Origin of the sequence: Pelotomaculum propionicicum, assembly GCF_004369225.1 — a bacterium.
In the GTDB taxonomy this organism is placed as follows: Bacteria; Bacillota; Desulfotomaculia; order Desulfotomaculales; family Pelotomaculaceae; genus Pelotomaculum_B; species Pelotomaculum_B propionicicum.
In genome coordinates this window covers 13,265-26,427 of record NZ_QFFZ01000013.1, presented here as the reverse complement: position 1 = coordinate 26,427, position 13,163 = coordinate 13,265, and the positions used below count along the sequence as shown (strand labels likewise).

General features: G+C 54.1%; 15 protein-coding genes. 2 read left to right on the top strand and 13 right to left on the bottom strand.

Translation table 11 applies throughout. The features are described 5' to 3' along the window. Position 1: 1 nt before the first annotated feature. The 13 genes from glyQ to yqfC all read right to left on the bottom strand — a co-directional run bounded on the left by glyQ (position 2) and on the right by yqfC (position 10,695). Positions 2–880, bottom strand: coding sequence for a glycine--tRNA ligase subunit alpha (glyQ, locus tag Pmgp_RS07810; RefSeq protein WP_134213441.1), 879 nt, complete (start codon positions 878–880; stop codon positions 2–4). 462 nt (positions 881–1,342) lie between these two features. Next, the gene (locus tag Pmgp_RS07805; RefSeq protein WP_134213440.1) at positions 1,343–1,756 is read right to left on the bottom strand and encodes a DUF4342 domain-containing protein; all 414 of its coding nucleotides are present in this window, start codon (positions 1,754–1,756) and stop codon (positions 1,343–1,345) included. A gap of 49 nt (positions 1,757–1,805) precedes the next feature. Further along, positions 1,806–2,567, bottom strand: a complete 762-nt coding sequence (gene recO, locus Pmgp_RS07800; RefSeq protein ID WP_134213439.1) for a DNA repair protein RecO — start codon at positions 2,565–2,567, stop codon at positions 1,806–1,808. 116 nt (positions 2,568–2,683) lie between these two features. Continuing rightward, complete coding sequence (locus tag Pmgp_RS20250; RefSeq protein ID WP_243119769.1) at positions 2,684–2,860, bottom strand: hypothetical protein; 177 nt, start codon at positions 2,858–2,860, stop codon at positions 2,684–2,686. Further along, positions 2,857–3,126, bottom strand: a complete 270-nt coding sequence (locus Pmgp_RS20245; RefSeq protein WP_243119772.1) for an MFS transporter — start codon at positions 3,124–3,126, stop codon at positions 2,857–2,859. The genes Pmgp_RS20250 and Pmgp_RS20245 overlap by 4 nt, the downstream gene beginning before the upstream one ends. Positions 3,127–3,161: 35 nt before the next feature. Continuing rightward, positions 3,162–4,070, bottom strand: coding sequence for a GTPase Era (era, locus tag Pmgp_RS07790; protein ID WP_134213438.1), 909 nt, complete (start codon positions 4,068–4,070; stop codon positions 3,162–3,164). Positions 4,071–4,108: 38 nt separating this feature from the next. Beyond that, positions 4,109–4,570 carry a cytidine deaminase gene (locus Pmgp_RS07785; protein ID WP_243119771.1) on the bottom strand — a complete coding sequence of 154 codons (462 nt, stop codon included), beginning with the start codon at positions 4,568–4,570 and terminating at the stop codon, positions 4,109–4,111. 114 nt (positions 4,571–4,684) lie between these two features. After that, entirely contained in the window at positions 4,685–5,386 is a 702-nt protein-coding gene (locus Pmgp_RS07780; protein WP_134213436.1) for a diacylglycerol kinase, read from the bottom strand. 146 nt (positions 5,387–5,532) lie between these two features. After that, positions 5,533–5,988 carry an rRNA maturation RNase YbeY gene (gene ybeY, locus Pmgp_RS07775; protein ID WP_134213435.1) on the bottom strand — a complete coding sequence of 152 codons (456 nt, stop codon included), beginning with the start codon at positions 5,986–5,988 and terminating at the stop codon, positions 5,533–5,535. After that, complete coding sequence (locus Pmgp_RS07770) at positions 5,942–8,125, bottom strand: HD family phosphohydrolase (protein WP_134213434.1); 2,184 nt, start codon at positions 8,123–8,125, stop codon at positions 5,942–5,944. The genes ybeY and Pmgp_RS07770 overlap by 47 nt, the downstream gene beginning before the upstream one ends. A 28-nt stretch (positions 8,126–8,153) precedes the next feature. Beyond that, complete coding sequence (locus Pmgp_RS07765; RefSeq protein WP_134213433.1) at positions 8,154–9,110, bottom strand: PhoH family protein; 957 nt, start codon at positions 9,108–9,110, stop codon at positions 8,154–8,156. Positions 9,111–9,133: 23 nt separating this feature from the next. Next, complete coding sequence (gene yqfD / locus Pmgp_RS07760; protein WP_134213432.1) at positions 9,134–10,378, bottom strand: sporulation protein YqfD; 1,245 nt, start codon at positions 10,376–10,378, stop codon at positions 9,134–9,136. Between the two features lie 35 nt (positions 10,379–10,413). Then, positions 10,414–10,695: a sporulation protein YqfC gene (yqfC, locus tag Pmgp_RS07755; RefSeq protein WP_134213431.1), complete on the bottom strand. Its 282-nt coding sequence runs from the start codon at positions 10,693–10,695 to the stop codon at positions 10,414–10,416. Between the two features lie 187 nt (positions 10,696–10,882). Here yqfC and Pmgp_RS07750 point away from each other — a divergent pair, with 187 nt between their 5' ends. Together Pmgp_RS07750 and Pmgp_RS07745 are read left to right on the top strand one after the other, a co-directional pair. Further along, entirely contained in the window at positions 10,883–11,875 is a 993-nt protein-coding gene (locus Pmgp_RS07750; protein WP_134213430.1) for a hypothetical protein, read from the top strand. A 3-nt stretch (positions 11,876–11,878) separates the two neighbouring features. Further along, complete coding sequence (locus Pmgp_RS07745; protein WP_134213429.1) at positions 11,879–13,147, top strand: radical SAM/SPASM domain-containing protein; 1,269 nt, start codon at positions 11,879–11,881, stop codon at positions 13,145–13,147. Positions 13,148–13,163 lie beyond the last annotated feature (16 nt).

Genomic DNA, 13,163 nt, shown 5'->3' with positions numbered 1-13,163 from the left:
CTTACGCCTCCTTCCTTTTCAGCAGCGGGTAGCCCATTGACTCGCGCTGCTCAACATAGGCCTGGGCGCAGACCCGGGCCATATTGCGCACCCTGGCGATAAATCCTGTGCGCTCCGTAACGCTGATGGCGCCCCGGGCGTCCAGCAGGTTAAAGGTGTGGGAACATTTCAGGACGTAGTCATAAGCCGGCAGGATGAACCCCTTGTCAATCACCTTTAACGCTTCCTGCTCGTACATGTCAAAAAGTTTAAACAACATGTCCGTGTCGGCCAGCTCGAAATTATAGTGGGAGTGCTCCACCTCACCCTGGTGGTGCACGTCGCCGTATTTGATACCGCCGACCCAGGTGATGTCATAAACATTGTCCACTTTCTGGATAAACATGGCCAGGCGCTCAAGACCGTAGGTGATTTCCGCGCAGACCGGCCGGCAGTCGATGCCGCCGCACTGCTGGAAGTAAGTGAACTGGGTTACCTCCATCCCGTCCAGCCAGACTTCCCAGCCCAGTCCCCAGGCGCCGAGCGTGGGCGACTCCCAGTTGTCTTCAACAAAACGGATGTCGTGCTCGTCCGGGTCGATGCCGATGGCCTTCAAGCTTTCCAGGTAGACTTCCAGGACATCGTCCGGCGATGGCTTTAAAATAACCTGGTACTGGTAGTAATGCTGCAGCCGGTTGGGGTTTTCCCCGTAGCGGCCGTCAGTGGGGCGCCTGGACGGCTCAACATAAGCTACCCGCCACGGCTCGGGGCCCAGCGCCCGCAGAAAAGTCGCCGGGTTCATGGTCCCCGCTCCTTTTTCAACATCATAGGGCTGCTGGATGATACAGTTTTGCCGTGACCAGAAATTATTCAGCGTTAGGATTAGTTCCTGAAAATTCATGTCCTGCCTCCTTGGATAACATTTTGACCGGCTTTAAGGGGGCCAATAAAAACTAACTCCCTGCCCCAGGTATTTCTACCAGGGACGGGAGTTTTTCCCGCGGTTCCACCCTGATTGGCCGTATTGGTCGCCGGACGCCAGCCGTTAGACGCCGGGCGTCAGAAAACAAAGATTGACCCTCTTTAAGGTTGTGCGGGCTTTACTGGCTTAAACCAGCCTGCCGGTCATCAAGACGAACTCCCGTGTTTTTAACCTACGGCTTACGACCTACGACCTGTTTCAGCGTTCCTCCCGCGGCTCGGAAACGCCTTTCACCGGCCGTGTTTTACCCGCTCCCACCTGCCGGGCTCTCTAAAAAAACAACTGGCGGTTACTCTTTTCCTCATCGCTCATATTTTTTCACCAATTTATCAAATTCCGGGGTTAAAGTCAATGGCTTGCAATAAATATGAACTTTTCCGTTTATATTTCTGGTGTTTTGACGTCAGGTTCACTACGCCGCTCAAACTCCAGGGTGTACTTTTTAGCCATGGCGGTCGCGGTGCCCAGCGCGCCGATTAGGGCAATCTCGCTGCTGGCCAGGACCCCGAGGAGGCCCAGGGCGCCGACAGACGCGGGGACTTCGAAGACTGTCCTTTCACCCTGCTTAACTTTGATCTTGTACTCCTGCCCCTTGCTTACCAGTTCTTTGATCTGCTCAAAGACTTCCTGGCCTTTGGCCTGGAAGCGCCCGCCCGTATTTTTCGACTTTTCCTCAAGGTTGATTAACGCCTGGACCACATCACCGCCCGCCGCCTCCAGTGCTTCTTTGGCTTCTTTATATCCGACATTCAGCCTGGCCCTGATCAGGTCAATCTTTTCCAGTTCGCTGGTCATTTTAAAATCCCCCTCCTTTTTATTATTTACTACCTTAAAAAGAGTAATTTTATACATCACTGCCGGACTGCCCCGGGTGCAGCCGGTTTAAAAAAGTGGCGGATTTCAGATCCTGCTCCAGGTGATATTTCAAATACTCGTATAACAACTTCTTAATCTGCTTTCTGTCCGTCTCTCCCACCCTGAGCTGGCGCAGCCTGGCCGGGGGCCAGCTCAGGAAAACTTTCATGGTTTCCGCCACGCCCCTGCTGCAGGGCATAGCGTCCGGCTCCGATTGGCCGCAGTTCTCGCACAGCACCCCGCCCTGGACGGGGCTGAAAAGTATATTTCCCGTCAGAGGACCCTGGCACAGGGCGCAGAATTCCAGCACGGGGCGGTAGCCCAGAAACGCCGCGGCGTTGATCTCGAAAGAGCGGGCCAGTATTTCAGCGTCTGCCGCCTCCATCAGCCTCATCGTCTCCAGCAGGAGGGTGAAAAGGGATTCGTTGGGCTCTCCTTCCGGGGCGAGGGCGTCGACCAGCTCAGCCAGGTGGCTGGCGTAGCCGATTTTGGCGAGGTCGCTCCTGATGAAAGAAAACATCTCCACACCCTCGCACTGGCTTACCGAGTCCAGTTCCCGGCCCCGGTGCAGCAGAAAGTTGGTATGGGAAAACAGCTGCACCGAGCCGCGCTTCCTGCTGGAAGGCTTGGCGGCACCGTGGGCGACAACTTTGATTTTGCCGTGCTCCCTGGAATACAGGATTAACAGCTTGTCCCCGCCGCCCAGGTCCCTGGAGCGCAGCACCACGGCCTCGACCTTATAAAGTTTCATAATAAAAGCCCCTGCTTTCAAAAATCTGTTTACGGTAGTGCATTATATTAAATCTATTGTATAATACGGAAAACCAGCTCCCGCGGCGCTGGGGTGAGGAATAAGCCATACTCCTCCTATTGCTGCTCCGGCAGAACCCCGGTGTTTCTGGCATCTTTTGTATAGAATATTGCTGCTGGTATGATTACGATCAAGCCGCAAACCAGGTACATGTATGCCAGCCCGGTTTTACTGGACAGCAGCCCCAATAGGATAGAGCCCACGCCGATGCCCAGGTCAAAAGCGCTCATCATGGTGCCGTTCGCCGCCCCCGGCGAAACGGCTCAACACGGTTAATGGCCATGGCCATGTTGGTGGGCTGGATAATACCGAAACCTATACCCATGACCACCGCAGAGATAATAAAAAGCAGGATGCCGCCGGCCAGAAAGAGCAGGACAAAAGCCAAAGCCAGAGCGCCAAAACCAACCGCCATTACCTGCACTGGCCCGCTTTTGTCAAATACCCTGCCTGCGTAAGCAGATAAGTATAAAGTCTTTAGTCCAAAGCGGCTGTTTATGATCCATTCAATCTCCCCGCAGTCATCTGATTTTTTTACTCCTCGTCCCTGTAGCCTAAATTGCGGATTTGCGCCTCTTTATTCCGCCAGCCCGGCTTTACTTTTACCCACAGCTCCAGGAACACCTTCGCCCCAAGCAGCCGCTCTATCTCCTCACGGGCAGCCTGGCCGATTTTTTTCAGCAGCTGGCCGCCCTTGCCGATCAGGATGGCCTTTTGCGACTCTTTTTCGGTGTAAATGATGGAGCGGACGGCGACCACACCGTTCGGCCTGTTTTCCATCTCCTCAATCACCACCGCCACCGAGTGGGGCACCTCCTCGCTGGTCAGGTGCAGCACCTTCTCCCGGATCAGCTCGGTGATGATAAAGGTCTCGGGCCGGTCGGTGACCATATCCTCCGGGAAATACTTAGGCCCCTCAGGCAGGTAGCCTGTCACCGCGTCAAGCAGGCGGGACAGGTTCTCCCCGGTCAGGGCGGAGACAGGCACGATCTCGGAGAAATTGTACATCCTGCTGTACTGCTCGATCAGCGGCAGCAGTTCCTCGCGCCGGACCAGGTCAATTTTGTTGATCACCAGCAGCACCGGCGTCGCCAGGTCCTGAAACTGCCTCATAATGTAATTGTCCCCGGGCCCGGGCGGCAGGTTCGCCTCAACCAGAAAAAGGACGGCGTCCACTTCCTTTAAGGTGCCCAGCGCCTGCTGCACCATCTGCTCGCCCAGCCTGTACTTCGGCTTGTGAATGCCCGGCGTGTCTAAAAAAATAACCTGGGAGTCTTCCCGGTTCAGCACACAGAGGATCTTATTTCTGGTGGTCTGGGGCTTCTCTGAAACGATCGCGACCTTCCGGCCCGCCAGTTTATTCAACAGGGTTGACTTGCCCACGTTGGTCCTGCCGACGATGGCCACAAACCCGGACTTAAAGCTGCTCTTCTCTTCTGTCAAACAAATCACCTTTCGCTCATTCAGCCTGGACTGCCAGGCTACCGGTTTACCGGTTCAATTAGTTTGGTTATGGTTTTATGATCATTATGCCCGTCTGCCTCTGAATTTAGCGTCTCCTGGCTAAACGCCTCGGGCAGCAGTTCCGCCACAGTCCGCATGCGGTAATCGCCCGCCCGGTTGACCATGTAAACCTTAATTTTCGCCCCAAACTCCGCCAGCGCCTGCCGGCAGGCGCCGCACGGCGCGCAGTAGTCTTCGGTGCCCGCTGTGACGGCGATAGCCTCGAAGTCACGCTCCCCGTTGGAAACAGCCTTGAACAGCGCCACCCGCTCGGCACAGCAGGTCAGTCCGTACGACACGTTTTCCACGTTGCACCCGGTGTAGTAGCGCCCTTCTTTAGTCAGGATAGCGGCGCCCACCCGGAAATTCGAGTAAGGGGCGTAAGCCCTCTCCCTGGCCGCCACGGCGGCGTTGATCAGTTTTTCAACAGGGAAAATCACATTCACATTTACCCCACCTTAATAGTCGTCGGACTTCGGGGTGCGACTGAAGTCGCACCTACAGATTCTCACTTCTCACTTCCAACGTCTCACGTCTCACTTCCCACGTCCCAATCACCAGCCGGCGAGGGTGAAGACGGCCATGGTGGCCAGGATGCCGAGAAGCGCGCCGGTGCTCACCTCAAAGAAGGTGTGGACCTCGGTGTCAAGCCTGCTGTGGGCCACCAGCAGGGCCATGATAAAGGCCACAGTGCTCACAAGGGCGTTGCTGGTCAGCAGGGTCAGTGCCGCGGCCCCGGCAAAAGCCACAGCTGTATGCCCGCTGGGCAGGCCGCCTTTGACAAATGTGCCCTTGCCGGTGAGCGCTTTGCCGATGCCGACCAGCAACGCTACAAACAAGAGGGCCAGCAAAGTCACGTTAAGGGGTGTTTCTTTCAGCCTGGGGCCGATATAGAAGGAAAACCCCTCCAGGCGGGGGTAAATAATTATGTAAGCGACCACAAGCGAGTTCAGCGCGGTTATCAGCACCGCCCCGGCCGCCACGTTTTTGGCTATGCGCGCCAGGGGGTGGAACTCCTGTACAACCAGGTCAACCACCGCTTCTATGGCTGTATTGAACAGCTCAGCCATAATTACCAGTGTAATGGTGAAAAACACGATTAAAAGCTCGCGGGAGCTGAGCCTGAGATAAATAGACAGCCCCAGCACCAGCAAGGCTGCAATAAAATGGATGCGCATGTTGCGCTGGGTTCGGATTGAATAAATGATTCCGGCGATGGCGTAGTTAAAGCCGTCTAAAAGTTTACGCAGGAACATGAAACGCGATACCTCACAATACATTCTGACTTTCTTATAAGCTGTAGGTGCGACTTCAGTCGTCAGAGGAATGGAGACACACCTCTGTTTCGGGTATTCCTTTGTTGACGAGGAATGTCCCCAGGTGCCGTCAGGCGCCCTTGCCGTTAGGTCAGGTCAAAACACGCCAGCACTTCCTCCTCTTTGGCGCGCATGATCTTCTGTTCATCCTCCTGCCCGTGGTCGAAGCCGAGCAGGTGCAGTACTCCATGCACGGTGAGATAAGCTATCTCCCGGCGGAAGCTGTGCCCGTAGCCGGCCGCCTGCCGCTGGGCCGCCTGCATTGATATGACCACATCTCCCAGGATAACTTCTTCTTCATCACCCGCGACAGGCTCCCCTTCCAGCATGGCAAAAGAGAGCACGTCCGTGGGGCTGTCCACACCCCGGTACTGCAGGTTCAGTTCGTGTATATATTCGTCATCTACAAACACCAGGCTTATTTCGGCATCCTCGCGGTAGCCGGCAGCGGCCAGCGCTTTACTCGCGACACCTGACAAGAATTCGGTCAGTTCATCATCCACCGTTACTTCTTCCTGTAAGTTGTTTACGAGGACCGGCATGTTTATTCCTCCTTTCAATTTCCTGAGACATATCCGGGTATTCCACCCGGTTGTGGAAGATACCGGACATGACCCTGACAAAAGCGGTGGCTATGACCGCCAGGTCCTTAAAGGTAAGGTCACACTCTTCAAGCTGGCCGTCATTTAATTTATCTTTTATTATTTTCCTGACCAGTCCTTCAACCCGGCCCGGGGTCGGGTTTTGCAGGGAGCGGACAGCGGCCTCCACAGAATCCGCCAGCATCACTATGGCCGCTTCCCTGGTCTGGGGCCTGGGGCCTTCATACCTGAATTCCTCTTCGGTAACTGTTTCATTCCGGTCACACTCCAGCGCTTTGTGGTAAAAGTATGTCACCAGGCTGGTGCCGTGACTCTGCTCTATTATATCTATTATACCCTGGGGCAGCTTGTTCTCCCGGGCCATTTCCACCCCGTCCTTCACATGCGAAGTCAGGATCAGCGTGCTGAGCGAGGGAGTGATCTTGTCATGCGGGTTGTCGCTGGTCATCTGGTTTTCGATAAAGAAATAAGGCCTTTTTGTCTTGCCGATATCGTGGTAGTAAGCCCCCACCCGCACCAGCAGGGAGTCGCCGCCTACCGCGTCGGCCGCGGACTCGGCCAGGTTGCCCACGATAATACTGTGGTGGTAAGTGCCGGGCGCCTCAAGCAGAAGCTTCTTCAACAAGGCGTTGTTCGGGTTGGAAATCTCCAGCAGCCTGACAGGTGAAGTGATATGGAAGGTGTTTTCCAGGAAAGGCAAAGCGCCGTTGGTCAGTATGGAAGATAAAATACCATTGATCACACCGAGTGCCAGGCTGGATGAAATCAACAGCGCCAGGGGGGTCCCGTTAACCAGCCCCATTATGAATATGGCTACAACATTGGCAACACTGGTGTAAAAGCCGGCGCGCACCAGGTCGCCTCGCTGGCTGAGCTTGGATACGCTGTAAACACCGGTTATGCCGCCGATCAGCCCCACCACGCCGAAGCGCAGCTGGTTGCCGGTCATAACGCCCAGCATCAGGCTGGTCACCGCCACCACCAGCACAGCCAGGCGGGAGTCAAGCAGGATAGCGATCAACATGCCTACAGCGGCCACCGGCACCATATAGCCGAACTGGGCTCCAAACTCCGGCCACTGGTTAACATTTATAGCGACTATCGCTTTGCCCACCCCAAGGACCACCAGCACGATCATGCCCAGCAGGTACAAATGCCCGGCATGCTCGTAAATATCCCGGTTCTGCTGATAGATATAAAAGAGGACCACTGTCATCAGCATGGACACCAGCAGGAAAATACCAAGGATGGACGGAAAGGGAAGCCGCTGGCGGGTAAGGCCGAGGGCCTGAAGTTTAACCATGTGCTCCTCGGTGACAATTTCACCTTCCCCGATAATCTTTTCTCCTTCCTTAACCGAGATCATCGTCGGGGGAACGGCAGCCATTGCCTCGTCCTGGTTCTGTTTGGTCTTCTCGTAGTTGATGAAAGTATTGGCCCGTAAAAATCTATCAATTAACCCTTTGGCGAAGTTTTCGTATGATTTGGTGAGGCCCAGCCCGCTGATTTGGTTTTCCAAAGATTTTTTAACATTACTCAGGTTGTCCTGTATGATCCCTTCCCCGGCATCCATACTTTTGACTACCAGGCTGTTGATCGTGTTTTCAACAAAAAGGGTGTCCTTGGCGGTTGCACGGGCCAGTTCGTTAAGATCTTCTTCGGGCAGAATAAAGGGGAGTACCTGGCGCAGCTTGGCAACCTTGCCGGTATTGTCAAGACTGGCGTCACCCTGGATCTCCCGCACCTTGCCCCCCAGATCGGAGATATCTTTTTGCACAGCGATGCTGACCTGCGGGTCCTTGTAGTAGACCTTGTCCGCTTTTTCAGCAGCAAGCCTCTTCTGCTCCGAAGTCTTTTGCTTATCTTCAAAAATAAGGTTTTTCTCAGCTTTAAAGGTCTTGGGCGATACCTGGCCGACCACCAGGTTGGACTTTTCCGGGACAAATTCAATCGCCATAATCAGGGTAATCAGCAGTAAAAATAAAACCGCAGCGCTGCCACGCCTTAACTTGCGCTGCTTGCTCAAATAGGCAAGGGCTTGCAAAAACTTATCCTTGACCCAGCTTAAAAAGCGCATGGGTTCACTCCCCTTGACGAAACAACAGTTATTTCATTTTTTCATAAGCCCTGATGATCTCTTCCACCAGCGGGTGCCGGACGATATCTTCCCCGGTCATGGTGTGGATACCCAGCCCCTTTATGTCTTTGAGCACTTTAAGAGCGTTGATCAGGCCTGACACCTGTCCCCGGGGCAGGTCAATCTGGGTGATATCCCCTGTGATAATAGCCTTGGAGCCGAATCCCAGGCGGGTCAGAAACATTTTCATTTGTTCCGGGGTGGTATTCTGCGCTTCGTCCAAAATTATAAAAGAATCTTCCAGTGTCCTCCCTCGCATGTAAGCCAGAGGAGCGATCTCAATAATATTCTTTTCCAGATACTTCTGGGTGTTTTCCACGCCAAGTATATCGTAAAGGCTGTCGTACAGCGGCCTGAGGTAGGGGTCTATTTTTTCCTGCAGGTCACCGGGCAAAAAGCCCAGCTTTTCCCCTGCCTCAACAGCCGGGCGAGTCAGCACTAATCTGCTCACATCTTTGCCGCGCAGGGCTTTGATCGCCATCGCCACGGCCAGGTAGGTTTTGCCGGTGCCTGCCGGGCCGATGGCAAAAACCACATCGTGATTGATAATGGACTCAATATATTTTCTCTGGCCGATCGTCTTGGCTTTGATCTGCTTGCCGCGGGGTGTGACCATGGCCACATCGGCGGCCAGGCTCTCCAGCGCGTTTTTAACACCGCCCTGGGCGGTCCTGATGGCATATCCAACTTCATGAGAGGTGAGACGGTTTCCTGCGCGGTAATACTTCTGCAGCTGGGCTAAGATCCCCTCGGCCTGCTCAACCTTTTCCCGGTCTCCGGTAATAACCAGTTCCTGGCCGCGGGCCACAAACCGGACTCCCAGCGCCTTTTCCATCTGAACCAGGTGCTCGTCGTGCTTTCCGAATATTTCGGCCGCAGCGCCAATATCACTCAGCTCAACCCTTGCTTCAAACCTCTCCGTCAATATACGGTCAAACCTCCTTGTTGTTACGGATTAATAATTTCTTCTTCCCCGATATCTTCAACTGTTTCGATTACAGCCTTCACCCGGACCACATTCTCCTCAGGTCCGGTCGAAACATCCTCCATCCACTGCTCCTGGATCCTGGCGCCCGGCGGCATCTTACTCCCCGCGTCCGCCAGCGCGCGCTCCCAGGCAATGCCGCGGGCTCCCGCCCGCCCGTGGTCTTCCTTATAATCAACCAATTCGTAATATTTAACAGTTATTAGTTCGACGGGTATGTTGAGATTCCTCCATTCCGGCACCCTTTTAACCAAAGTATTAGCTTCGTACAGTTCGTAGGGAATATTTTGGCTCCCTGCTAAAATTATTTCCTTCCCGTAGAATTTCATACTGACCCGCGTCTCACTCCTGCCCGACAGGCGCCGCCCGGTCTCAATCACTGCGGACTCCCCGTATCCCTCGTACCAGACTCTGGCGCGGGCTATGGCACTGGCGTGCACCAGCCGTGCGGGCTGGACCGGTTTAGGCTTTTCGCCGGGTTTTTTTACCCCGCCAGGCGGCAGCGGCTCTTCCGGCGGGGGTATGGCGCCGGCAACCAGCACCTGTCCCTGGCTGACAGTATCACCTTCCTTGACCACTGGGTGGCCGTTTAAAACCAGTATTTCCTTAATCAGCCCCGACTTTTTGGCGATAATATTGGCAGGCCGCCGGTCCTCTTCGCCGGGAACTGTCCGCTCGGCCACCTCTATAGTAGCTTTGGCGCCTTTAATATAAACGCCTGTCCAGGACACAAGGGGGAGTTTTTCTCCGATATTAGCCTCAACCCTGCCGGGGTCAACCCGCCATTTAGGAGTTCCCCTGCTCAGACCGGCTTCCGCCGCGGCCTGCAGGACTTCATTGACTCCAAGCCTGTCATTGCCCCTGACTTCAATAAACCAAACAAAGGAGGAAAGAAAATAGAGCGCCCCTACGAAGAAAACGGCGCCCAGCGCCAGTGACTTTCTCTGTTTTAGCCAGGCCAGGTAAAAAGGAAATCCAACACGCCTTTTTATTCTGAACCGGCAGCTTGTCCTCCTGGCAATGTGCCGCAGGGGTTTTACGGCGCGCAAATGGACTTTCATCACAACGGCGCTGTCACTCACCCTGGTAATGTCCCAGAGGTAAATACCCCTGCCGGCGGACATGTTGACAAACTTTTCAGGCGCTGAGCCGGTAACCAGGATCAGCAGATAGCCCTGCAGGTAAGACATCAGTTTAAACAAAAACATAAACATCCCTCCTTGCCTGTTATTCTCCTCATTTCTCACAGGAAACTGATAGATTTGATTTTCCCTTCCACGCACAATTCGTCAGGCAGCACGTTGCGCAGCAGCAGGTTTTCACCTGTAATGGCCACTTCGTCTTCCATCACGTTGACTCTGACTTTCTCGGTGGTGTATTCAATAATACCCCTGTGATTTTCAATAAATATTTTTATGTTCCCGAACAGCACTATCTTGGGCAGGTCCAGCATTACATCCCCAGGTATCTCAAGAAACTCGGAAAACTGCCTTTTTATCTTTTTTTTGTAATCATGCCAGGCCATAGAAATCACCCTCCTTTGCACATTTTATGTCTGCAGCCCTGGATAAATTACTATTAAATGGAAGCCGGGCTGATTGTGCGGAAAAGTCCTCTAAAAAAACACTTTCCGGCAGGTTAAATTAACAAACCCGCCTGCTCACACATACTTTACATAAGGATAAAATAACCAATGAAAGGGAGTAATCAAGTTGCTTGAGCAATTATTAGCTAATCAAGGCAAAAAGCTTGTTATTGAGCTGGTCAACGGGAGAAAAATATCAGGCGCCGTCTTGTCAGTAAACCAGCAGTACCTGCGGCTGGAAACGGAGGAAGGGACAGGGAACATACCTCTGCAGGCAGTTTATATTGTCTGGGAGGCCCCAACTCGAACTCTAACCCAGGAAAATATGGACGAGATCGCTCAAAAGTTAAGGGATAGTGTAAAAGCTGAAATTGCCTGTACCGGTGTACAATTCATCTGCAGTCAGCAGTATATTTGCAGGCCGCCTGACTTTTGCAGCGGTGCCTTTGCCTGTCCCGGCAGCTATGTACCCTTCAAGGGAGGCTCACAATGTCCGGTTGCCTTTGCCTGTCCGGGCACACAGTTTTTCGGGATTGTCGGACCAGAAATGGCCGGTCACTTTGAGCAAGATGATCTAAAAACTCATATTGCCTGCACCGGCTTCCCCGGCTTCACCTGCGCCCGCAGCTACATCTGCCGGCCGCCGGACACCTGCACCTTTAGATTTGCCTGCCCGGGCAGCTACGTGCCCAGCTTCCCATCCGGCGGCGGCGCGTGCCCCTTCTTCGCCTGCGGACCCTTCCAATTCGGGCAGCCCTGTACTTTCGCGTTCCAGTGCGGGCCGTTCCAGTTCGGAGGCTGCGGGCCCTTCCAATTCGGAGGCTGCGGACCTTTCCAATTCGCCTGCAGGCCTTTCGTATTCGGTGGTTCCCAGTGCGGCGTACCGGGCGGCTTCATCTGCGCCGGCCAGCAGTTTTTCGGCATAGCGCCGGGACCGGGAGGCGGCGGTTCCCAGTGCGGCGTGCCGGGAGGCTTTATCTGCCCCGGTCAGCAGTTTATTGGGGTGGCCGGACCTCCCAGACCTCAGCAGACGACACAACCAAAACCGCCATTTTCACCACTGGAATTTTCGGTTAAGCCGGAAGAGCCAAAAGATGAAGATAAACCTAAAAAGGAATAGATTATGGAAAAAAGAAAACAGGATTCCCTGGTAAGTGAGATAGTTAATTTCATAGGGGAGCAGACCAGATTAAACCCTGGCTGCTCCCCCGGGGTTCTCAGCGCGGCTATACAGAAAAGATTTCGGATAAGCTCTGATCAAGCCGAAAAGCTGGCAGGGCTGGTGAAAGAAAAACCGGAAGCCGGTAGGCTGGGCCTGGCCGCTATAGAATTAAACCTGACCTTTAATTGCAACCTGACCTGCGCCTACTGCTTCATCCGTGAAAAGAACCAGCACGAAAGAATGTCCTTCGCCACAGCGGCCAAGGCTGTTGACCTGTTAATGGAGCGGGCGGCCTTCCCGACTGTAAACATTACCTTAATCGGCGGTGAACCGCTCCTGGAGTTCGAGTTAATCAGGCAGATTGTTCCCTACGCCCACGAAGCGGCCAGGCGGCACAATATTTTTGTCACCTGGTCGGTAACAACCAACGGGACCCTGCTCAACGAGACTATCCTGGAGTATTTCGCTCAAAATAGGATTAACATGCTGCTGAGTGTTGACGGGGGAGAGAAAAACCACGACCGCTACAGAAGGACAAAAAGCGGGGAGGGCACCTGGCAAAAAATTGCCGGCCTGATCCCGCTGATCAAGAGCTACCAGCCCTGGCTGGGCGTGAGGATGACCGTCAGCACTGAAGCGGTAGGTGATATGAGGGAGGATTTTAAACAGCTGGTGGAACTGGGCGTCAACCAGTTCATCATCGCCCCGGCCCAGGGGGCTGAATGCTGGAGTAAAGAACAGATAGAACAGTACGGCCTTAACCTGGTGGAAATACTCCAGGACTACCATGCTTTAAAACGCCGGGGGATACCCATATTCATAGAGGAATTTGAGAAGGATGAAAACGAGTACAAGGGTTGGGGATGCCGGGCCGGCAGCACTTCCCTGGCACTGGCGCCTGACGGCGCTGTCAGCCCGTGTTCAAAAATGCTTGGCTTAACTGACGAAGGCGGCAAATATGTTATCGGCAATATCAATGGGGAACTCGATCTTAAACTGCTGGAGCCCTTCCAGAACCCCATCTCCCGCCAGCCTCAGCACTGCAGGCACTGCACCAGGAAGTGCAGCGGCGGCTGTTACGCGGTAAACTTCGAGCAGACCGGCGACCACTTTACAGCATCCGAAGAAAACTGCCTGTTCTGGGTGGTGTGCCAGGAAACCAAGCGGATATCCGGTATGCTCAGCGCCGGCGGCGCACAGTGTCAAAGCTGCCGGGCCAGGTGTCAATAAGTTAACGACCATAAGA